This window comes from Streptosporangium album (genome assembly GCF_014203795.1).
In the GTDB taxonomy this organism is placed as follows: domain Bacteria; phylum Actinomycetota; class Actinomycetes; order Streptosporangiales; family Streptosporangiaceae; genus Streptosporangium; species Streptosporangium album.
On record NZ_JACHJU010000001.1, the window covers coordinates 4002031 to 4023488 of the forward strand.

Sequence of the window (21458 nt, forward strand, 5' to 3'; positions counted from 1 at the left end):
TCCGGTAAACCGAAAGGGGTCCCAAAGCGTCACCATGCTTCCCTCGGAAGACCAAACACTTCTCTAACAAATAATCGACATATTCGGCTATCCAATGAAATATTAAGGCACACCAAGGCCACCACTGTCATCGTTTGATTACCCTCCGTTATCTCCGCCTCAATGTGACCAATCCGTAGCCGTTTGCTATGACGACAGGCCGGATCAGGGCGGGCATCATGCCTAACGTGACCGAGGGATGCGTCGCCGACGCCAAAAGTGGGGTAAGGCTTGCGACGAGATCTGAAGGGGTCGCCCATAGGGATGATCTCAAGGATCTGACGAGCCTCGCCGTTCAGGGGGATCGCAGCGCGATCGAAAGCCTGATCGCGCAGTTACGGCCAATGGTCGTCCGTTACTGCCGTGCTCGTCTCGGCCGGGTTTCCGGCCAATATCACATCGCGGACGACGTGGCCCAGGAGGTGTGCATCGCGGTCCTGTCCGCTCTGCCCCGCTACCGTGACATGGGACGCCCGTTCGCGTCCTTCGTCTTCGGTATCGCCTCCCACAAGGTGGCCGACGCGCTGCGCAGCTCCGTACGCTCCGCCGTACCCACCCAGGACCTCCCGGACGGGCCTGACGAGGGCCCGGGACCGGAGGAGACCGTGGTCCGCTACATCGAGGCCGAGCACGCCCGCAGGCTGCTCGAAAGGCTCCCGGACAATCAGCGCCAGCTGCTGATGCTCAGGGTGGTGGCGGGCCTCTCCGCGGAGGAGACGGGTAATGTACTGGGCATGTCAGCAGGTGCGGTCCGTGTCGCCCAGCATCGGGCGCTGGCCCGGCTACGGGCGATGGCGGAGCTGGAGTCGATAGCTTGACCGGGGAGCAACCGGCCCGGCACGGGCGCGCAGCGCGGGGTGGGGCTCACGGTGCCGGCGAGGGCCCTGAGCGGGCGCTGCCATGACGACGGTCCATCCACGGCGTCCGGCCCGGCGATACGGGCCGGAGGAGGATCCGGCCGTCGCCGAGACCGACGCCGTCCTGGAGGCGCTCTCCCACAGGGAGCCCCTCCCCACCTCCGACGTCGCCGTCAGGCTGCTGTCCGCGCTGATCGACGACGTCGATCAGCGGTGCTCCTCGGTGTCGATCACACCGTCCACGTAGCCACGGGCGTAGTCCCAGGTGACATAGTCCGCGGGCTTGGGCCGGCAGGCGGGTTCGTGCACCTGCGGACGGCCCTTCTCGATCATCTGGCGGAGATTGCCGCGCAACAGCTCCCAGTCGAAGTAGTGCTGCTCGCCGCATTCCGGGCAGTCGAGGACCAGGCCGAGCACCCCCTGGGGCTCCAGCAGCGAACGGAAGACCTCCACGTCGGCCAGGTCGGTCATGGCCTCGTCGCGTTCGGCTGAGGTCAGCGGCTCGGGGTCGTCGGGCTCTCCCAGCGCCGCCGCCGGGTCGTCGGGGTCATCCGCGAACGGGTCGCGGGGGACATCGTCGAGCACTATCCCACCTTATGGCCTTGACCCGGCCAACAGGCCCCGAACTAGGCCGGTTACCCATGACCTGGCTTTTTCCCCCGGTGTCCTCCAGGTTTGGAGCCAGACTCTAAACTACGAACTGGGGGCCGGCGCCTTTCCCCACAAATGAGAGCGCCGCGGCAGGAGGGTTGCAGATGGCCAAGTTCACCGAACCGGGGCTCACGTTCGACGATGTGCTCCTGGTGCCCGCGTATTCCGATCTGCAGCCAGGTGAGGCTGACACCGGAACGCGGCTGTCGCGGGGGATCACCCTGCGCATTCCGCTGGTCTCAGCGGCGATGGACACGGTCACCGAGGCCCGCATGGCGGTGGCGATGGCCCGTCAGGGCGGCATCGGCATCCTGCACCGCAATCTCTCCATCGAGGACCAGGCTCAGCAGGCCGACCTCGTCAAGCGTTCCGAGGCCGGGATGGTCACCAACCCGGTCACCTGCGCGCCGGACGACACTCTCGCCGACGTCGAGCGTCTCTGCGCCACCTACCGGATCTCCGGTGTCCCGGTGACCGACCCGACCGGCGTGCTCGTCGGCATCGTCACCAACCGCGACATGCGCTTCGAGAACGACCAGAGCCGTCCCGTGCGCGAGGTCATGACCCCGATGCCGCTCGTCACCGCTCCCGTGGGGGTCTCCAGGGACGGCGCGTTCGAGCTGCTCAGGAAGAACAAGATCGAGAAGCTCCCGCTGGTCGATGCCGACGGGCGTCTCCGCGGGCTCATCACCGTCAAGGACTTCACCAAGAGCGAGCAGTACCCCCTCGCCACCAAGGACGCCGGCGGCCGGCTGGTCGTGGGGGCGGCCGTCGGCGTCGGGGGTGACGCCGAGCAGCGGGCGATGGCCCTGGTCGAGGCCGGGGTCGATGTGATCATCGTGGATGTCGCCCACGGGCACTCCAAGGGACTCGCCGACATGATCTCCAAGCTCAAGGCGAACAGCCGGGTCGAGGTGATCGGCGGCAACATCGCCACGCGCGCGGGCGCCCAGATGCTGATCGACGCCGGGGCCGACGCGGTCAAGGTCGGGGTCGGGCCGGGCTCCATCTGCACCACCCGGGTGGTCGCCGGCGTCGGCGCCCCCCAGGTGACGGCCATCCACGAGGCCTCCCTGGCCGCCGGTCCCGCCGGGGTGCCGGTGATCGGCGACGGCGGCCTCCAATACTCCGGCGACATCGTCAAGGCCATCGCCGCGGGAGCGGACACGGTGATGCTGGGCTCACTCCTGGCGGGCTGTGAGGAGTCGCCGGGCGAACTGATCTTCATCAACGGCAAGCAGTTCAAGTCCTACCGGGGAATGGGGTCGCTCGGCGCGGTCCGCAACCGCGAGCGCGGCGGCGCCTCCTTCAGCAAGGACCGCTACGCCCAGGCCGACGTCGCCGGCGAGGACAGGTTCATTCCCGAGGGCATCGAGGGCCAGGTGCCCTACCGGGGCCCGGTCGCCGCGGTCGCCCACCAGCTCGTCGGCGGCCTGCGCCAGGGCATGTGGTACGCCGGGTGTCGCACGATCTCGGAGATGCACACCAGGTGCGAGCTCATGCCGATCACGGCGGCCGGTCTCAAGGAGAGCCACCCGCACGACATCCAGATGACGGTCGAGGCTCCGAACTACCACCGTCGTTGAGGTCCTGTCGCGGATGCCGAACGGACGACAAGGGCTCCGCGCCGGACTTCTGCGAGCAGGCGGGTCACAACGGCACGGTACGGCTTACGCCCGCTGGCGTGAGCCGTACACGCATGGAATGGGAAAGACAGACATATGACTCAGGTGGAGATCGGGCGCGGCAAGAACGGCCGTCGTGCCTACGCGCTCGACGAGATCGGCATCGTTCCCTCCCGTCGCACCCGCGACCCGGAAGAGGTCTCGATCGCCTGGCAGATCGACGCCTACCGGTTCGATCTGCCCGTTGTGGTGAGCCCGATGGACAGTGTGGTCTCGCCGAAGACCGCGATCGAGGTCGGCCGGCTCGGCGGTCTCGCGGTGCTGGACCTCGAAGGACTGTGGACCCGCTACGAGGACCCGACGCCCCTGCTGGCGGAGGTGGCCGAGCTCAAGGGTGAGGCGGCCACGAGGCGGCTCCAGGAGATCTACGACGCGCCGATCAGGGACGAGCTGATCGGCCGGCGCATCGAGGAGATCCGTGCGGCCGGGGTGACCACGGCCGTCCGCCTGTCCCCGCAGCGCACGGTCCAGCACCACAAGGCCGTCATCGACGCGGGCGTGGACATCTTCGTGATCCGCGGCACCACGGTATCCGCCGAGCACGTCTCCAGCCGGGCCGAGCCGCTGAACCTCAAGCAGTTCATCTACGAGCTCGACGTCCCGGTGATCGTCGGCGGCTGCGCCACCTACACCGCGGCGCTGCACCTGATGCGGACCGGCGCGGCCGGCGTGCTCGTCGGTTTCGGCGGCGGCGCCTCGCACACCACCCGCACGGTGCTGGGCGTGGTGGTGCCGATGGCCACCGCCATCTCCGATGTGGCCGCGGCCCGCCGCGACTACATGGACGAGTCCGGCGGCCGTTACGTCCACGTCATCGCCGACGGTGGCATGGGCACCTCCGGCGACATCGCCAAGGCGATCGCCTGCGGCGCCGACGCGGTCATGGTCGGCTCGCCGCTGGCCAGGGCCGTCGAGGCCCCCGGCCGCGGCTTCCACTGGGGCTCGGAGGCGCAGCACCCCGAGCTCCCCCGGGGCAAGCGGGTCGAGTTCGGCACGGTCGGCACGCTGGAGCAGATCCTGCACGGTCCGTCCTCGGTGGCCGACGGCTCGATGAACCTGATGGGCGCGCTCAAGCGCACGATGGCCACCGCCGGATACTCCGACCTGAAGGAGTTCCAGCGGGTCGAGGTCGTCGTCGCGCCGCACACCAGCTGACGCCCGCCGACGTTCCGTGCGGACGCCCGGCCCGGCGGGCCGGGCGTCCGTCGTTCTGGCGGTATGTCCTGGGGACGCGGCATCCACTGAAATGCCAGGGGCCGCGAAAGTGACGTATGGGGGAAAATCTGTGAACATGCCCATGTGTCGGATGATCCCGAGCTCCAGGTCGCCCTCAGCGAGGGCCCGTTCCACGTCGCGCTCCGCGCGGCGGTGGAGGCGCGTGGCCTGACCCTGGACCGGCTCCGCCAGCGTCTTGAGGAGCGCGGCCTGCGGGTCGGGATGACGAGCCTGAGCTACTGGCAGCAGGGCCTGCGCCGTCCCGAGCGGCCCGAGTCGCTGCGTGCCGTGCGCGCGCTGGAGGAGATCCTCATCCTGCCGCCCCGCTCGCTGATGGGCCTGCTCGGCCCGCCCCGGCCTCGGGGCCGGGGGCAGAGCGCCGGGCCGCAGCCGGCTGTGGCGCCCTGCTCCTCGGTCCTGGGCCCCACACGTGCCCTGTCGACCCTGCTGGACGAGCTGGACGGGGTGGCCGACGACCGGCGGCTGCACATCGCCGGGATGTACGAGTCGCTGCGGATCGGGGCGGACCGCAGCACCGTCCGGCGCGAGACGCTCCAGGTGGTGCAGGCGCACGAGGACGCGGCCGATCGCTACATCATGGTCTACCGGGGCGACATCGGGTGCGATGTGGAGCGCGTGCGGATCCGGGCACTGGAGGACTGCAGGGTCGGCCGGGTCCGCCGCGACGGGCCGACCGCCCTGGTGGTGGCCGAGCTGCTGTTCGACCGGGCGCTCCGGACCGGGGACACCCAGGTGATCCGCTACGAGCTCGCCGACCCGAGCGGTGTGGAGACCACCGAGTACGAGCGGGGTTTCCGCTTCCCGGCGGGCCAGTACATGCTCCGGGTGAGCTTCGACCCCGGCGCCCTCCCCGTCGGCGTCCGCCGCTTCGCCCGCCACGACTCCGCCGCGGGTGAGCACGACCAGGCCGCGCTCACCCTCAACGCCCACCACGCGGTCCACCTGGTGACGGGTTCGCTCCAGCCCGGCCTGATCGGCATCCGCTGGAAGTGGTCGTGACGGTCAGGAGGGTTCGACGATCCAGCTCCCGCGCTTCATGACCCCGCAGACTTCCAGGTCGCCGGTGAGCACCACCAGGTCGGCCTGCTTGCCGACGGAGACGGAGCCGAGGAGGTCGGCGAGGCCGAGGACCCGGGCGGGGGTGAGCGAGGCGATCTCGGCGGCCTCGGACAGCGACAGTCCGACATCCTGGACGCTGCGCCGGAAGGCGACGTCCATGGTGAGGGTGCTGCCCGCGATGGAGCCGCCCTCGGCCAGCCGGGCGACGCCGTCGGCGACGTTCACCTCCATCGGGCCGAGCCGGTAGACGCCGTCGCCCATGCCCGCCGCCGCCATCGCGTCGGTGATCAGCGCGGTCCGGCCGGGGCCCGCGACGTCATAGGCCAGGCGCATCATCGCCGGATGCAGGTGCACGCCGTCGTTGATCAGCTCGATCGTGACGCGGTCGTCCTCCAGCAGCGCGGCGATCGGACCGGGGGCGCGGTGATGCAGCGGCGGCATCGCGTTGTAGAGGTGGGTCGCGACGCTGCCGCCGGCGTCGATGCCCGCGAGTGTCTGCTCGTAGGTGGCGTCGCTGTGCCCGAGGGCGGCGATCACGTTGTTCGCGACCGCCTCCCTGATGGTGTCCAGCGCACCGGGCAGTTCGGCGGCGATGGTGAGCATCCGCACATGGCCGCGTCCGGCCTTGAGCAGATCGGTGAGCTCCCGGGGGGAGGGGTCACGCAGCAGCGCCGGGTCGTGCGCTCCGCAGCGGGCCAGGGAGATGTAGGGACCCTCGAAGTGGATCCCGGCCAGCAGGCCGTTCTCGCACAGGTCGGCCAGGGCGGCGGTCGCCCTGGCCAGATCGTCCGGCGCCGCGGTGACCAGGCTGGCCATGAGCGTGGTGGTGCCGTGCCTGGCGTGCAGGGCGGCGATCCGGACCGCCTCGTCCGGATCACCCGTGGGGAAGGAGCCCCCCGCCCCGCCGTGGTTGTGGATGTCGACGAACCCCGGTACGACGTATCGGCCCGAGAGGTCATGACCCGGGCCGGGGGCGGAGCCCTGGCCCACGTGGGTGATGCGGCCGTCTTCGATGGTGAGCCAGCCTCCGTGGACACCTTCGGGGGTCACGATGCGGGCGCCGGCGAGTGTGATGCTCATGCGACCATCCTCTCCGGTTCCCGGAGGGCCGGTCGACGGTGGTGGTGGTGATGTCGTGCGGACCTGCATACGGAACTCGTAGCGCAGGGTCGCGATCATGGGGAATCGCCGACGACAGGCGTTTGCGGGGAGCTCTCCCGCTGTTCACGGGAGGTGTGGCACGAATCTCGTCCCACGGTTCCCTACCGATCAGTAGTGGTGCCTAGGGTAGATGGGTAGATACCCGACGCCATATGACAACCCGTACCCCAGGGGGATGCAGCATGACGGCGCGAATGGGCACGGCACGCCTCGGTCCTGCCGAGCGGGCCGCCGCACTGACGCAGATGGGCGCCCAGGAACTCGACGTGGTGGTGATCGGCGGCGGCGTCGTCGGTGCCGGAGTCGCGCTGGACGCGGCCACCCGGGGGCTGAGCGTCGGGCTGCTGGAGGCGCGCGACTTCGCCTCCGGCACCTCGTCCAGATCATCGAAACTGATCCACGGCGGGCTGCGGTATCTGGAGCAGCTCAACTTCGACCTGGTCAGGGAGGCGCTCAGGGAGCGGGCCCTGCTGTTGCAGCGGATCGCCCCGCACCTCGTGCGGCCCGTGCCGTTCCTGCTCCCGCTCACGCACGTCGGGTGGGAACGGCCGTACATCGGGGCGGGTCTGGTGATGTACGACTCGCTGGGCTTCTCCTTCGGCTCCACCCGTGGCGTGCCCGGGCACCGGCACCTGTCGCGCAGGAGGGCGCTGCGGCTCGCGCCCTCGCTGCGGCGGACGGCGTTCTCCGGCGCGGTGCAGTACTGGGACGCCCAGGTCGACGACGCCCGTTACGTGATGACCATGCTGCGGACCGCCGCCTCCTACGGGGCGCACGTGGCCTCGCGGACCCAGGTGGTGGGTTTCCTGCGGGAGGGCGAGCGGGTCACCGGGGTCCGGGTGCGCGACCTGGAGGCCGGGACCGAGATGGACGTGCGGGCCCGGCAGGTGGTCAACGCCACGGGCGTGTGGACCGACGACATCCAGGAGCTGGTCGGCGGCCGGGGACAGATCCACGTCCGCGCGTCCAAGGGCATCCACCTGGTCGTCCCGCGCGACCGGATCCACTCCCTGACCGGGATCATCCTGCGCACCGAGAAGTCGGTGCTGTTCGTGATCCCCTGGGGGCGTCACTGGATCATCGGGACCACCGACACCCGCTGGGACCTGAACCGGGCGCACCCGGCGGCCTCCCGCTCCGACATCGACTACGTCCTCGAGCACGTGAACGAGGTGCTCTCGGTGCCGCTCACCCGCGACGACGTCGAGGGCGTCTACGCCGGGCTGCGGCCGTTGCTGTCGGGGGAGTCGGAGGAGACGTCCAAGCTCTCCCGCGAGCACATCGTGACCCACCCGGTGCCCGGACTGGTCATGGTGGCCGGGGGCAAGTACACGACCTACCGGGTCATGGCGCAGGACGCGGTGAACGCGGTGGCGCACGGACTGGACCAGCGGGTCCCGCCGTCGTGCACGGACCGGATCCCGCTGGCCGGCGCCGAGGGCTATCAGGCCCTGTGGAACGCCCGGCAGCGGCTGGCCCACTCGTCCGGGCTGCACGTGGCGCGGATCGAACACCTGCTGCAGCGCTACGGGTCGATGGTCGACGAGGTTCTCGCGCTGATCGAGAAGGACCCGTCGCTGGCGCTTCCGCTGAGCGGCGCGGACGACTACCTGCGCGCGGAGATCGTCTACGCGGCCACCCACGAGGGCGCCCGCCACCTGAACGACGTGCTGGCCCGGCGCACGCACATCTCGATCGAGACCTTCCACCGGGGGCTGGGCGTGGTGCAGGAGGCGGCCGAGCTGCTCGCCGGGCCGCTGGAGTGGGACGCCGAGCGGATCAAGCGCGAGGTGGAGTACTACACCAAACGGGTCGAGGCCGAGCGGCTCTCCCAGGAGCAGGACACCGACCAGGAGGCCGACGCGATCCGCCTCGGCGCCCCCGACGTGGTCCCCGTCGCGACCCCGGAGATCGCCTGAGCGGTGCAGGCCCGGCAGACACGGGTGTACGGCTCCCGCCGCGAGGGCGGGAGCCGTACCCGGCCTGGTGTGAGCTAGTGCGAGAACGCCTGGAACTCGGCGGCGCGGAGCTGCTCCCCGGCCGGGCTGGCGGTGGCGCAGTCGGTCGCGGAGTTGGGGTCGTTGTCCTGTTCACCGGCGTAGAGCGGGTTACCGGTGCACTGGGTGGAAACGGCCCGCAGGGCCAGGTGGGTCGCCTTGGTGGTCGGGATCTTGAAGGACTTGATCAGCAGGTCGGCGCCGCGCGGGCGCGGCAGGCTGGTCTGGAACGCCTTGTCGGAGCTGGTGTAGACGACGGAGTACGACGCCGGGGATGAGCAGTCCTTCTTCGTGGCGTCGCAGGCCAGGACCTCGAAGGCGCGCAGGGCGCTGAAGCGGTTCTGGCCACCGGGGTCGGCCGGGTCGTTGACGTTGGGCCGGAGCATGGCGCTGACCTGGACCCTGCGGACCGGGACGGGGGCGGTCCCGGCGAGGTCGACGGTGACCGCCTTGCCGGTGACCGGACCGGTGAGCGAGGCCCAGTTCGTGGCCTCGGTCTCGTCGATCAGCTTGGCGTGGTTGACCCCGTCGCCCGCAGCCGTCGCGCCCAGCGCCGCGGAGGCGTGGTTCCGCGACAGGGGCAGCGGCAGCGGCAGCTTCACGCCGGGCAGTACCGCGAACTTCACCCGGGTGTGCCCGAACCCGTTGCCGGCGACCACGAAGTCGTACAGGCCCGGGGCCATCTCGACGGTGTCGTCCAGCTCGGTCGCCGGGTCGGTGTCGGCCACCGGCACCACGCGGCCCTCGTAGTCGCCGACGTAGAGCCTGAGCGCCGCGTCCTTGGCGTCGAGCAGCGGCTTGAGCTGCAGGCTGCCGTTCCTGCCGGCCGGGTCGACGAAGCTCGGAGTCGGGTCCGGGTCGTTCGGGCCCTTGCTCGCCGCGCCCTCGCCGAGGCCGTGCTGGGCGAACGCCCGCCACATGATGTCCTGGTTCTTACCGCCGAACCGGATGGTGTCGGCCGCGAGCAGCGCGTCGCGGTGGTCGACGTAACTGACCGCTCCGGAGGACATCAGCAGCAGCGCGTCGAAGGAGACCTGCGCCCAGCGGCGGTTGCCGGGGCACTGGTCGAGCGGGGTCGTCCCCTCGGCGCACGCCTTCTGCCTGGCCGGGGTGCCCTGGCCGTACCGCTGGAGGAAGGCCTTGCGCACGTCGTACTGGGTGGCCGACCAGATCTCTCCGTCCGCGTGCACCTGCTGGCCGACGATGTCGTAGGCGATGTCGCTGTAGTTCAGCGGAGAGCGGGACATGTCGTAGTTGCGGATGCCCGCCTTCTTGTCACCGGTGACGTAGCCGCCGGTCACGTACGGCGTCTCGCCCGAGGGGCGGAAGCCGTTCTCGAAGAGGTACTCCATGGCGAACAGGTCGGAGGTGCTCTCGTTCATGGCCCCGGCCTGGGAGCCGCTCCATCCGGCGTTCGGACCGGCGATCATCCGGCCGGAGATCGCGTGGGTGTACTCGTGCCCGATCACCGACATGTCGTAGTCGCCGTCCGCGCACGGCGAGTAGAAGGCGCCCGCGAGTGGCTGCCAGAGGTACATGTTGGTGATCGGCGCGACCCCGTCGGGGCCGGTGATCTGGTTGGCGTTGTTGCGTACGCTGAGCACCCGGGCGCCCGCCTGGGCGTTGCCCTGCTCGGGGTCGGCGCCGAGGCCGCCGCGAGAGCCGTTGTCCTTCTGCATGTTCCACGCGGACTCGGTGAAGCCGAGATGGTAGGACCAGTCGTGCATCCGGTTGTGCATGGCGTGCAGGTTCGCCATCGCGGCTTCGAGGTCGGCCTCACCCGGCTGGTCGAAGGCGGCCGGGTCGCACTTGGCCGTGTGCCACCGGTTGGTCCACGGGTAGGTGTAGTTCCGGCTCGGCGTGGCCACGTTGCCCCGGGTGCCGACGGTGAACGCGTCGCCGCTGGCGCGGTTCTCGGTGGTCCGGGTGGCGTTGCTGACGCTGGTGCCGGTCGGCGTGCCCGTCGAGTGGTCGATGTCCCAGGCCTTGCCCGTCGCCGGGTCGCCGCCGATGACCTGCTCGCAGCCGGGCCCGCCGGTGAAGCACCAGGTCACGCGGGCGTCGGTCGAGGAGTAGTCGTCGGGTGGGTTGGCCGGGAAGACGTCCCAGCGCGGGTTGTCCGGTTCGAAGTGGTGATCCACCAGGTTCTCGCGGGTCAGGATCTCGCCGCTGACCGCGTCGACGTGGGTGGTGTACCCGGCGGCCTCGCCCTCCGCACCGCCGACCAGGACGACCTGGAAGGCGTTGTGCGTCCCGTCGGGCGCGGGCACCGCCACCGGGGTGACCTTCTTCGTGCTCGCCGTGGCCAGGTCGATCCCGCCGTCCCCGGCCGCGATCTCCAGCGCCTGCTGCCCGGTGATCGCGGCGGCCGGAGGCGCCGCGGTGGAGCGTGACAGCGTCGAGGTGACGTGGACGACCTTGCCGCCCGTCACGCCGATCGCCACCTGCCCGTCCACGCCGGCCGGAAGGTCGCCGAACCTCTGCCTGAGCAGTACGGCGTGGCCGTTCCCGATGGGGTTGACCGCGACCTTCTCCAGTGCGTCCACGGCCTCACCGGAGAGGCCGAAGAGGTTCTCGTTGGCCTTGAGGTAGGCCCGTGCGGCCTGCTCGGGGTCGGCGCCCAGGCCTTCGGCGAGCGGTGCGGAGCCGGTGACGACGGCCGGCGTGCCGAGGGTGTTCCACCGGATCGTCGCCGCGTTCGCGGTCCTGGCGAACGAGGCCGGGGGCGCGACGCTGCCGCGACGGTTGTCCAGATCGGGCTTGCCGTGTTCCTCGGCCTGGAAGTCATGGACGGTGGGGGCTTGCACGCCGGGTTCGCTTTCGGCGACTCCCGGGAGGGGAAGGGCGAGCGCCGCGGTAGCGGCTGCGATGACGGTGATGCGTAACCAGGGTCTGGTCGACACCAATCCTCCTGCGCAGAGACGGCCGTCGTTGGCCATGCCACACGTGGATCACGTGCGTTCCGCAAGAGCTAACACTGGCTTAAGTACTCTGACAAGATCTTGTAAAGGGCCATATGTCGGTGTAATAGGGGCGCCCCCGGCGGTGCAGCCGGGGGCGCAGGCCGTACTCGACGGTCTAAGCGAAGGGGATCCAGGCCTGGTCGGCGAGGCCGTTCATGTCGCTGACCTTGAGACCCAGGTCGGAGACCGTCCAAAGGCTGTCGCCGATGACGACCGAGCGGCGGATGCCCGGGTCGTAGGCGATGAGACGGCTGTTGCCCTGGACCTTGGGCGCGGGGTGGGTGACGGTGCCGGTCCGGGTCACGGCGGACCCGCCGATGGTGAGGACGAGGGCGGCGGCGCCTCCCTGCTCGTCACCGCCCCAGCTGGTCAGCGGCAGCACCGCCATGCCCGTCTTGGCCCAGTAGAGGAAGGCGTGCGGGTCCCACTCGGCCTCGGTGCCGGAGTCCTTCTGGAACATCTGCGACAGGCGGCGCGGATTGGCCGGGTCGCTGACGTCGAACAGCGAGACCTGCGTGCCGAGCGTGCGACCCTTCTCACTCGCCTCCTGACCGACGCCGATCAGCCGCCCGTCGCCCGCCGGATGCAGGTAGGCGGAGTAACCGGTGATCTTCAGCTCGCCCGTCTTCCTGGGGTCCGCCGGATCGCGCAGGTCGAGGATGTAGAGCGGGTCCACCTGCTTGAACGTCACCACGTAGCCGACCGGGCCGATGAACCGGACCGAGTAGATCCGTTCGCCGTCGCCCAGGCCGCCGACCTCGCCCACCTTGTTCAGGGTGTCGGTCTTGAGTACGTAGACGGCGCTGGAGCTGGTCTGCCCGGCGGTCGAGGTGGTGGCGACCCGCAGGTGCCCCTCGTGTTCGGACAGGGAGTACTGGTTGAGCAGCCGTCCGGGCACCCTGCCCGAGGCGACGTAGCGCGGCGCGCCCGGTGCGGTGATGTCGAACCGGTGGATCTCGGTCTCCTCGGGCGGCTCGACAGATGTCGCCGTGGTGTCGGGAGCCGGCTCGGTGGTCGCGGTGGGGGTCACCGGGGGCTCTGCCGGGGTCGGTTCGACCTCCGGGGCCTGTGCGGTGGAGGACGGGGTGTCCTCGATGTCCGGGGGTTGCGCGGTGGAGTACGGGGTGTCCGTGATCTTCGGGGGCTGAGCCGTGGACGACGGCGTGTCCTCGACCGCCGGCGGTTCGATCGGCCGGGGCCACCACCAGCGCGGGTTGCTGGTGACGTACAGGCTGGAGCCGGTGCCGTAGACGGTGTCGCCGTCGGCCGCCACACTGATCGGCGAGGTCTCGGTGAGCCCGCGCGACAGGTCGAAACTGTGCACGGTCAGCATCGACGTGCCGCTGTACTCCGCGGGGTGGCTGACCTGGTCACAGGTGACCTTGCCGGTCGAGGTGGCGCCCTTGTCGTCCGTCGTCTCGAACGTCGGCAGCCACGCCTCGATCGGCGCCTTGGCGATGGTCTCCGCATTGCGGCGGGTCCGCTCGTTCTCCGAGACGTCGGGGCCGGGATCGGGGAAGTCGATCTTGGGCTGGCTGCGGACCACCACCCGGACCGTCGAGCCGACCATCCTGGCGTCCACGTGGGAGCCGTCCGGAGTGAGCGAGCCGATCACCTTCGGCTTCCCGGACAGGTCGACGAGAACGTAGCGCGGACCCGGGCTCGCCGCCCGCTTGGCCATCGCGCCGAACGGGATGATCCCGCCGCCGGAGAACAGCACCAGTGCCCGGTCCCCGCTGACCAGCAGGTCGGCCGGGGCCCACGCCTGTTCGGGGTTGACCAGCTTGAGCGTGCCGGTGACCTTCCTGGTGGCGGTGTCCACCACCCGCAGCACGCCGCGGTTGACGGTGATCACCCGGTTGCCGTCGGTCTTCACCAGGTCCGGCTCGTCGACCCCGGCCTCGTGCGTGTTCGTGGTCGAGTGCTCGGGTGCCGCGACCTTGGACCGGGCCGTGGCGACATCCGAGCGCGCCTCCATGTACATGATCTGCGGGCCCCCCAGGCCCCACGGCCCGACCTTCTCGGCCGCCGCCGCCCGCAACCCGGCCAGCATGTCGTCGCAGCCGTTGTAGGAAACCAGCTTGATGTTTCCCAGGTCGACCGGGGCCGTACGGCTCGCGCCGGTCTCTGTCCCCACCTGTTCGCACCCCGTGGCAAGCAGGGCGGCGGCAAGGGTGACGGCGCCGGCCGTACGAATCGATGTCCTCATGCCCCCTACGACGGATCGGCACCGCGCCGGGTTCATCGAATCTCCTTGAGCGTGGAGACTCCGGGCTCGGCCGTGGGGAGGAAGTCAAGCCATTACCGACCGGTAGCCACAGACGGCCACCCCAGAATATTCTTCGAGCATGGCTGTCACTTTCGGAACTGCCCGGACCCTCGACCAGAGCATGATCGAACGCGTCGTCCGGCAGGTGACCTCCAGCGGGAAGACGCAGGCGATCACCGCGCCCTTCACCGGCGAGCCCCTCGCCGAACTGCCGCTCTCCACCGCCGAGGACGTCCGCGTCGCCCATGCCAAGGCGCATGAGGCTCAGCGGGCGTGGGCGGCCCTGCCCGTGCAGGAGAGGGCCGAGCCCTTCCTCCGGCTGCACGACGCCCTCCTCGACCGGCGCGAGGAGATCCTCGACGTGGTCCAGTGGGAGACCGGCAAGGCCCGCAGGCACGCCTTCGAAGAGGTTCTCGACGTGGCGGGCTGCACGCTCCACTACGTACGGCGGGCGCCCGGCCTCCTGGCGCCCAGGCGCCGCGCGGGCATCTTCCCCATCGCGACGAAGACGTTCGAGGTGCGCCACCCCAAGGGCACCGTGGCGCTGATCTCCCCGTGGAACTACCCGCTCTCGCTCGGCGTCACCGACGTCGTCCCGGCCCTGCTCGCCGGCAACACCGTGGTCCACAAACCCGACACCCAGACCGCGCTGTCCACGCTGTGGACGATCGACCTGCTGGTCTCCCTCGGCATGCCCCGCGAGATCTGGCAGGTCGTCCTCGGCGACCCCGCCGAGATCGGTGACCCGCTGATCGAGGGCGCCGACTACGTGGCGTTCACCGGCTCGACCCGGGGCGGCCGGAAGATCGCCGAGGCGGCGGCCAGCCGGCTGATCGGCTGCTCGCTGGAGCTCGGCGGCAAGAACCCGATGATCGTCCTCGACGACGCCGACCTGGACGTGGCGGCGCAGGGCGCGCTGCGCGCCTGTTTCACCAACGCCGGGCAGCTCTGCATCTCCGTCGAGCGGCTCTACGTGCACGACGCCGTGCACGACGCGTTCGTGGAGAGGTTCGTCCGCCAGACCCGCAACATGAAGCTCGGCGCGGGACTCGACTGGAACGTGCAGATGGGCTCGCTCACCTCCCGGCGCCAGCTCGACGCGGTCAGTGCCCACGTGGACGACGCCGTCGCCAAGGGCGCCGAGGTCCTCACGGGCGGGAAGGCGCGCCCCGACGTCGGCCCGCTGTTCTACGAGCCCACGATCCTGGCCGGGGTGGACGAGAGCATGGGTCTGTGCCGCGACGAGACCTTCGGCCCGGTCGTGTCGGTCTACCGGTTCGCCGACGAGGACGAGGCGGTCGAGAAGGCCAACGACAGCGACTACGGCCTCAACGCCTCCATCTGGACCCGCGACCTGTCCCGGGGGCGCGCGCTGGCCACCCGGATCAAGGCCGGGACCGTCAACATCAACGAGGGGTACGGCTCGGCCTACGCCTCCTACGACGCTCCCATGGGCGGCATGAAGTCCTCCGGCCTGGGGCGCAGGCACGGGGCCGAGGGGCTGCTGAAGTACACCGAGACGCAGACCGTCTCCAGCCAGGCCTCCTGGCTGGGCTTCGAGCCGATCCTCGGCATGACCTACGACAAGTATGCCGACACCCTGTCGGGCCTGCTCAAGACCATGAAGAAGCTCCACGTGAAGTGAGGCTCACCTCTCCGCGGGTGACCGCCGGTCGGTCGCGGGGATCGGCGGAGCGGCTCGGGCCGAGGGCCCGCGCCGAGGCCGGCTCATGGTTCGAAGGGAACGGTGGATGTTCAACTACGACGTGCTGGTGATCGGCTCGGGGTTCGGCGGCAGCGTCTCGGCGCTCCGGCTGACGGAGAAGGGCTACAAGGTCGCCGTGCTGGAGGCCGGACGGCGGTTCGACGACAGCACGCTGCCCGCGACCTCCTGGCGGGCCCGTGACTTCCTGTGGGCGCCGGCGCTCGGTCTGAAGGGCATCCAGCGCATCCACGTGCTGCGCGGCCAGAAGGGCACCGGCGTCATGGTCCTCGCGGGCGCCGGGGTCGGCGGCGGCTCGCTGGTCTACGCCAACACCCTCTACGAACCCCTCGACCCGTTCTTCAGCGACGCCCAGTGGGCGGGCATCACCGACTGGAAGGCGGAGCTCGCCCCCTCCTACGACCAGGCCAGGCGGATGCTGGGTGTGATGGTCAACCCGACCGTCACCCGCGCCGACGAGGTGGTGCGGAAGGTCGCCGACCAGATGGGCGTGGGCGGCACCTTCCATCTGGCCCCGGTCGGCGTCTTCTTCGGCGAGCCGGGCGTCGAGGTCGACGACCCCTACTTCGGCGGCGCCGGGCCACGCCGCAGGGGCTGCGTCGAGTGCGGCGAGTGCATGACCGGCTGCCGGCACGGCGCCAAGAACACGCTCGTCAAGAACTACCTCCACCTCGCCGAGAAGGCCGGCGCCACGGTCCACCCGGAGACCACGGTCACCTCGGTCCGCCCGGTGGACGGCGGCTACGAGGTCGAGGTGAGCAGGACGGGCGCGCCCTGGCGCCGCCGTACCCTCACCGCCGAACAAGTGATCTTCGCGGCCGGGACGTACGGCACGCAGCGCCTGCTGCACCGCCTCAAGTCCGACGGTCTCCTGCCCCGGCTGTCCGACCGGCTCGGCGCTCTGACCAGGACGAACTCCGAAGCGCTGCTCGGCTTCGAGCGGCCGTCCGTCGAGGGTGAGAAGCTCAACCGCGGTGTGGCGATCACCTCCTCCATCCACCCCGACGCCCACACCCACATCGAGCCCGTCCGCTACGGCGACGGCTCCAACGCGATGGGCATGCTCCGCACCCTGCTCATCGACGGCGGCGGACCTCCCCGCTGGCGCGTGTTCCTCGCCGAGGCGGCGCGCCGGCCCCACCGGGTGCTGCGGATGTTCAACCACCGCCGGTGGTCCGAGCGCGGGCTCATCGCCCTGGTCATGCAGGCGAAGGACAACTCGATCACCCTGTCCGCGAGGAAGGGCGTGTTCGGCTGGAGACTCCGCTCCCGGCGGGGACACGGCGAGCCCAACCCCACCTGGCTCCCGGTCGGCCACGAGTTCGTCCGGCACGCCGCCGAGGAGGTCGGCGGCATGGCCGGAGGTTCCTGGCTGGATCTGTTCGACATCCCCGCCACCGCGCACTTCCTGGGCGGCTGCGCGATCGGCGCGGACCGGGACAGCGGGGTGATCGACGCCTACCACCGGGTGTACGGGCACAAGGGACTGCACGTCGTCGACGGCTCCGCCGTCTCCGCCAACCTCGGCGTCAACCCCTCCCTCACCATCACCGCCCAGGCCGAGCGCGCCATGTCGCTCTGGCCCAACAAGGGAGAGGCCGACCCCCGTCCCGCGCCGGGCTCTCCCTACGTCCGGCTGCCGCCGATCGCCCCCAGGAACCCGGCCGTCCCCGCCGCCGCTCCCGGCGCCCTCCGCCTGCCCATCGTCGGCATCACGTAGTTTCTCCGCCCGTCGAGTTCCGTGCGACCCGCCTCCGGGCCAGGAGCGCCGGGGCATGGCCCGGAGGTCATGGCCTCTCCGCCGGGCGAGGTCAGGCCATGGCGTGACAGAGGCGCTCACGGTCCTCGGCCGGGAGCCGGCGCTGGAGACGGTGAGCGCGGATCAGGGAGTCGGCGACCTCGCACACCCGTGCGATCTCCACCTCCATCAGTGACACCTCGGCCAGGCGGTTCTCGTGCAGCCAGGTCACCACCTCGGCCCACGACCAGAGACTCACCCGGGGCCGGCGCACCTTCGGCGCCGGAAACCCCCCGGGTCCCCGGCGGCCCACGGCCCAGTGGTCGGCTGTGGCGAAGGTCCGTCCGGTCCGTTCGGCGATCTCGGTAAGCGTCACAAGGTCCTCGTTGACGCCGGTCACCTCAACACCGGCTGCCCGGCCCTGGGTGATCGCGGAGGCGATCGCCTCCACCGCCGTGGCGGCTTCCCGGTCGAACGCGGCGACGCCGGGCCCACCCGTGCCGGGATCGAGCGACACCGTGGCATCGTCCCATCCCGCCTCGTGCAGAGCGTCGATCACCGCTTCGCCGGCCAAGGCCACGAAGTGCAGCTCGAAGCTGTAAACGGTCATCCGATCTGCTCTCCTTCCGTCGGATCGTCTTCGGGTGCGTGCGGACATTGGTCAACGAGACGGCGCAGGCGCTTCGCGTGCGCCTCCGGAGAGCGCGGTGTCGACCATATGGACGTCGGCGGTCTGCATCCTTGTTGTCCGCCAGGACATGAACCGCGTCCCGATGCGTGACCTCCGGCCTTCTCGACGGTCCATCTGGCGGCGATCATGTAATCGATCGCCGCCCTTATCTCCTTGTTGGGATGCCGATCCGTGTAGAGGTAATACTACATCATGTTGAGTTAACTCTACGATATGCGAGAATCGAGGTGTCTCCAGGGCAGGGACGGCGGGCCGTTCTGAGGTGACGGTGGTGGCGGGGGAGACATCTCCTCCGCCACCACCGTGCTCATCGTTCAGGCGACAGCCTGGAACAACTTCTCCGCCTCGGCGATCGCCCGTGTCAGGGCCTCGGGCTCCGGCCGCAGCCCGGCCACGATCGCGTCGATGCCGCGTAGGCCCGCCTGCTGCAGAAGCCGCTTCTCGTTGGTGGCCCACTCGCCACGCGCCGCCAGCACCGCGTGCGCCGTCTGCATGGCGACGGTGGCCAACGCGCCCGCGACCTCGGTGGCCTGTCCGCGCGGGACGTACGCGCCCTTGGCGTACTGGAGCGTCAGGGCCGCCCGGCCGCGCCACTCCGGCGGGGCCGCTGCGCGCAGCGCCTCCGGGTACGTGGGATGCGGCAGGGTGCCGCGTAGCACCTGGTTGACGGCGAGTTCGGCGACCACCAGGTAGCTGGGGACGCCCGCGAGGTGGAACATCAGCGGCTCCCAGCGGAAGCGGCCCTGCTGGGCCTCGGCGAGTTCGTGTTCGACGACGTCGAGGTCGCGGTAGTGGACATCGACGGGCCGGCCGTAGACGGTGAGCCAAGCTCCGCCGTTGAAGACGCCGCCGCCCCAGTCGCCGATCTCGGAGACCTCGCCGTCCCAGCCGACGGCACGCAGGTCGGCCGGATCGAAGCCGCCCCGGTAATAGACGGCGAAGTCCCAGTCGCTGTCCGGGGTGTGGGTGCCCTGAGCACGCGAGCCGCCCAGGGTGACGGCGTGTACGGCGGGCAGGGCGGCCAGCTGGTCGGCGACATGGTCGAGGAACATTTCGTCGGTCATAAGAATCCGATCGAGTGAAGTGAATGATGGGCGATGTGTGCGCACCGGATAGACGCCGGAGCGGGAGCTCGGACAGCGTCATGTGGATCGATGCGTCGGGACCGTGTCATCACTTCATGATCACGACTATACCGCCCCCCGCTTGCCGAAGCGAGCCTGCGCGGTCATTCGTCGGCGGCGGCGTCCGAGGCGTGCGGCGGCCTGAGCCCGCCGGGCAGCTCCGGGAGCCGGCAGGGGGAGCGGCCGAGCATGTTGACGTGGTGCCGGACGCCCCGGCTGGCGGTTTGTCGGGTATTCGACCAGTATCCCGGTGTGATCTGGAACGTTGAGGAGTTCGTACGCGCCGCCACCGTGACAGTCGAGGGGCTGGCCGCCTACGTGGACGAGAGCCAGCGTGGCGGCTCGCCCGTTCTGGGCCGTCGCCCGCCGCGTGAGCTGGCCGAGAAGCTGGGACTCGTCCGGTGGATCCGCGAGGGCGGGATGACGCCGGAGAGCTACGCCGAATTCCTGGCCGCCTATTTGGACGAGGGGACCCGGCTCCATCACCCCGCCCACCTGGGCCACCAGGTCGCCGCCCCCGACTTCCCCGCCGCGCTCGCCGACTTCGTGCACGGCGCCGCCAACAACCCCATGGCGATCTACGAGATGGGCGCCTCGGCCGCGACCGTCGAGTTCGAGGTCCTGCGCTGGATGCTGGACACGGTGGGTTTCGGCGACACCGGCGGCGGGGTGCTCACCCACGGCGGTTCGCTGGCCAATCTCACCGCGCTGCTGGCCGCGCGGGCGGCCGCCGCACCGGACGCGTGGACCGACGGTGTCCCCGCCGACCTCGCGCTGCTCGCGCCCGCGTCGGCGCACTACTCGCTCACCCGCGCCGCGGCGATCCTCGGGCTGGGGGAACGGGCCGTCATGCCGCTGGACGTCGACGCGCTGGGCAGGATCGAGGTCACCCGCCTGCCCGACGCCCTGGACCGGGTACGGCGGGCGGGACGGCGGCCGATGGCCCTGGTGGCCGGTGCCTGCGCGACGGGGACCGGGCTCCACGACGACCTGCGTGGCATCGGGGAGTTCTGCGCCGAAACCGGCGTCTGGTTCCACGTGGACGGGGCCCACGGGGCGTCGGCACTGCTCAGCGAGGAGCACCGGCACCTGCTCGACGGGATCGAGCTGGCCGACTCCCTCATCTGGGACGCGCACAAGATGCTGCGGACCTCCAGCCTGGCGGCGGCCGTACTGACCAGGCGGGAGAGCGACCTGGACGCGGCCTTCCAGCAACGGGCGAGCTACCTGTTCTACGGCGACCAGGGCTCCGACCTGATCGGCAGGACCGTGGAGTGCAGCAAGGCCGAGCTGGGCCTGAAGGTCTTCCTCAACCTGGCCTGGCGGGGCGAGCGGGGCCTGGGTGACCACGTCGCGCGGCAGTACGCCACCGCCCGCCGTTTCTGGGAGCTGGCCCGGCAGCGCCCCGGCTTCACCTGCCCCTACGAGCCGGAGAGCAACATCGTCTGTTTCCGGTACGGCACCGGCGACCAGGTGGAGATCCGCGAGCGGCTGATGGAGGACGGCGCCTTCCAGCTCACCTCGGCCGAGATCGACGGCGTCCGCCACCTGCGGATCGCCGTGATGGCCCCCGCCACGGACGACAAGACGCTGGAGGCGCTGCTCGACCGGATCGGTGAGGAGGGGCGTCAGACCAGCCGGTGACGGACCCGGACTAGACGGCGTGGTCCTGGTCGAGGTCGCAGTGGACAGGGCTCTGGTCACCTCTACCGGGCCGCTCTCGTCGAAGGGCTGGCCGGTCCACTTCTCCCGCTCGGCGAGCGTGCCGTCTGCGGTGCCGTGGTCGCGACTGGTTTCAGTGGATGTCGGAGTCGGGGTTGGCCGTGTCCCAGGCACGTCGGGACGCGGCGATGCCGTCACGGTGTTCGGCCGACCAGTCGGCCAGGGCCTTCACCAGGTGGGTGAGGCTGTGGCCGGTCTCCGTCAGCTCGTACTCGACCTGCGGCGGGACCGTGGGATGGACGGTCCTGGAGACCAGGCCGTCGCGTTCCAGGCGCCGGACGGTCAGGGTGAGCATCCGCTGGGAGATGCCGGGGACCGCCCGCTGGAGCTGCCGGAACCGGTGCATGCCCTGGGCCAGCTCGACGACGACCAGCACCGACCATTTGTCGCCGATCCGGTCGAGAACCTCGCGGATGCCGCAGTCCTCGTGCTCTCCTCCGCAGGAGACGACCGGTTCGGTGGTTACCGCGATGTGCCCAACTGACATGAAAGTGCCTCCTTATGCCGTACGCCGTGGTTATCGATGATGGTCCCGGTTACCGG

At 70.4% G+C, this 21458-nt stretch carries 16 protein-coding genes; 9 read left to right on the plus strand and 7 right to left on the minus strand.

Annotated features, from left to right (window positions below; translation table 11 throughout):
* Positions 1-218: 218 nt before the first annotated feature.
* A complete protein-coding gene (locus FHR32_RS19440; RefSeq protein WP_184755583.1) occupies positions 219-857 on the plus strand; it encodes a sigma-70 family RNA polymerase sigma factor in 639 nt (212 codons plus the stop codon).
* Between the two features lie 82 nt (positions 858-939).
* Complete coding sequence (locus FHR32_RS19445; RefSeq protein ID WP_184755584.1) at positions 940-1143, plus strand: hypothetical protein; 204 nt, start codon at positions 940-942, stop codon at positions 1141-1143.
* On the opposite strand, the gene FHR32_RS19450 is transcribed toward FHR32_RS19445, so the two are convergent.
* On the minus strand, positions 1104-1481 hold the full coding sequence (locus FHR32_RS19450) for a DUF5319 family protein (protein WP_184755585.1): 378 nt from the start codon (positions 1479-1481) through the stop codon (positions 1104-1106). The genes FHR32_RS19445 and FHR32_RS19450 overlap by 40 nt on opposite strands.
* Before the next feature lie 170 nt (positions 1482-1651).
* Here FHR32_RS19450 and guaB point away from each other — a divergent pair, with 170 nt between their 5' ends.
* The 3 genes from guaB (at position 1652) to FHR32_RS19465 (ending at position 5467) form a co-directional block, all read left to right on the plus strand.
* Positions 1652-3133: an IMP dehydrogenase gene (guaB, locus tag FHR32_RS19455; protein WP_184755586.1), complete on the plus strand. Its 1482-nt coding sequence runs from the start codon at positions 1652-1654 to the stop codon at positions 3131-3133.
* Between the two features lie 135 nt (positions 3134-3268).
* Positions 3269-4387 (plus strand): GuaB3 family IMP dehydrogenase-related protein, encoded by a 1119-nt coding sequence (locus FHR32_RS19460; protein ID WP_184755587.1) that lies wholly within the window; start codon positions 3269-3271, stop codon positions 4385-4387.
* Between the two features lie 144 nt (positions 4388-4531).
* Positions 4532-5467: a hypothetical protein gene (locus FHR32_RS19465; RefSeq protein WP_184755588.1), complete on the plus strand. Its 936-nt coding sequence runs from the start codon at positions 4532-4534 to the stop codon at positions 5465-5467.
* Positions 5468-5470: 3 nt separating this feature from the next.
* Here FHR32_RS19465 and nagA read toward each other — a convergent pair whose 3' ends face one another.
* Positions 5471-6607, minus strand: a complete 1137-nt coding sequence (gene nagA / locus FHR32_RS19470; protein ID WP_184755589.1) for an N-acetylglucosamine-6-phosphate deacetylase — start codon at positions 6605-6607, stop codon at positions 5471-5473.
* A gap of 263 nt (positions 6608-6870) precedes the next feature.
* Here nagA and FHR32_RS19475 point away from each other — a divergent pair, with 263 nt between their 5' ends.
* Complete coding sequence (locus FHR32_RS19475) at positions 6871-8607, plus strand: glycerol-3-phosphate dehydrogenase/oxidase (RefSeq protein WP_184755590.1); 1737 nt, start codon at positions 6871-6873, stop codon at positions 8605-8607.
* A 74-nt stretch (positions 8608-8681) separates the two neighbouring features.
* Here the strand turns inward: FHR32_RS19475 and FHR32_RS19480 are convergent, their stop codons facing one another.
* Positions 8682-11588 (minus strand): M36 family metallopeptidase, encoded by a 2907-nt coding sequence (locus tag FHR32_RS19480; protein WP_312882475.1) that lies wholly within the window; start codon positions 11586-11588, stop codon positions 8682-8684.
* 175 nt (positions 11589-11763) lie between these two features.
* Entirely contained in the window at positions 11764-13857 is a 2094-nt protein-coding gene (locus FHR32_RS19485) for a beta-propeller domain-containing protein (protein WP_184755592.1), read from the minus strand.
* A 139-nt stretch (positions 13858-13996) separates the two neighbouring features.
* Between FHR32_RS19485 and FHR32_RS19490 the strand changes: the two genes are divergently transcribed.
* Complete coding sequence (locus tag FHR32_RS19490) at positions 13997-15562, plus strand: succinic semialdehyde dehydrogenase (protein WP_184755593.1); 1566 nt, start codon at positions 13997-13999, stop codon at positions 15560-15562.
* Positions 15563-15668: 106 nt separating this feature from the next.
* Positions 15669-17360, plus strand: coding sequence for an FAD-dependent oxidoreductase (locus FHR32_RS19495; protein WP_184755594.1), 1692 nt, complete (start codon positions 15669-15671; stop codon positions 17358-17360).
* 91 nt (positions 17361-17451) lie between these two features.
* Here the strand turns inward: FHR32_RS19495 and FHR32_RS19500 are convergent, their stop codons facing one another.
* Positions 17452-17988 (minus strand): hypothetical protein, encoded by a 537-nt coding sequence (locus tag FHR32_RS19500; RefSeq protein WP_184755595.1) that lies wholly within the window; start codon positions 17986-17988, stop codon positions 17452-17454.
* 395 nt (positions 17989-18383) lie between these two features.
* Entirely contained in the window at positions 18384-19133 is a 750-nt protein-coding gene (locus tag FHR32_RS19505; RefSeq protein WP_184755596.1) for a nucleotidyltransferase family protein, read from the minus strand.
* A 312-nt stretch (positions 19134-19445) separates the two neighbouring features.
* Here FHR32_RS19505 and FHR32_RS19510 point away from each other — a divergent pair, with 312 nt between their 5' ends.
* Positions 19446-20837 carry a pyridoxal phosphate-dependent decarboxylase family protein gene (locus FHR32_RS19510; protein ID WP_184755597.1) on the plus strand — a complete coding sequence of 464 codons (1392 nt, stop codon included), beginning with the start codon at positions 19446-19448 and terminating at the stop codon, positions 20835-20837.
* 151 nt (positions 20838-20988) lie between these two features.
* On the opposite strand, the gene FHR32_RS19515 is transcribed toward FHR32_RS19510, so the two are convergent.
* The gene (locus FHR32_RS19515; RefSeq protein WP_184755598.1) at positions 20989-21402 is read right to left on the minus strand and encodes a winged helix-turn-helix transcriptional regulator; all 414 of its coding nucleotides are present in this window, start codon (positions 21400-21402) and stop codon (positions 20989-20991) included.
* Positions 21403-21458: the final 56 nt, after the last annotated feature.

Bases quoted from the DNA above. Each gene is read 5' to 3' on its own strand.
- FHR32_RS19445 (WP_184755584.1), top strand. From the start codon at position 940: ATGACGACGGTCCATCCACGGCGTCCGGCCCGGCGATACGGGCCGGAG.
- nagA (WP_184755589.1), bottom strand. From the start codon at position 6,607: ATGAGCATCACACTCGCCGGCGCCCGCATCGTGACCCCCGAAGGTGTC.
- FHR32_RS19485 (WP_184755592.1), bottom strand. From the start codon at position 13,857: ATGAGGACATCGATTCGTACGGCCGGCGCCGTCACCCTTGCCGCCGCC.
- guaB (WP_184755586.1), top strand. From the start codon at position 1,652: ATGGCCAAGTTCACCGAACCGGGGCTCACGTTCGACGATGTGCTCCTG.
- FHR32_RS19500 (WP_184755595.1), bottom strand. From the start codon at position 17,988: ATGACCGTTTACAGCTTCGAGCTGCACTTCGTGGCCTTGGCCGGCGAA.
- FHR32_RS19515 (WP_184755598.1), bottom strand. From the start codon at position 21,402: ATGTCAGTTGGGCACATCGCGGTAACCACCGAACCGGTCGTCTCCTGC.
- FHR32_RS19495 (WP_184755594.1), top strand. From the start codon at position 15,669: ATGTTCAACTACGACGTGCTGGTGATCGGCTCGGGGTTCGGCGGCAGC.
- FHR32_RS19505 (WP_184755596.1), bottom strand. From the start codon at position 19,133: ATGACCGACGAAATGTTCCTCGACCATGTCGCCGACCAGCTGGCCGCC.
- FHR32_RS19490 (WP_184755593.1), top strand. From the start codon at position 13,997: ATGGCTGTCACTTTCGGAACTGCCCGGACCCTCGACCAGAGCATGATC.
- FHR32_RS19460 (WP_184755587.1), top strand. From the start codon at position 3,269: ATGACTCAGGTGGAGATCGGGCGCGGCAAGAACGGCCGTCGTGCCTAC.
- FHR32_RS19475 (WP_184755590.1), top strand. From the start codon at position 6,871: ATGACGGCGCGAATGGGCACGGCACGCCTCGGTCCTGCCGAGCGGGCC.
- FHR32_RS19440 (WP_184755583.1), top strand. From the start codon at position 219: ATGCCTAACGTGACCGAGGGATGCGTCGCCGACGCCAAAAGTGGGGTA.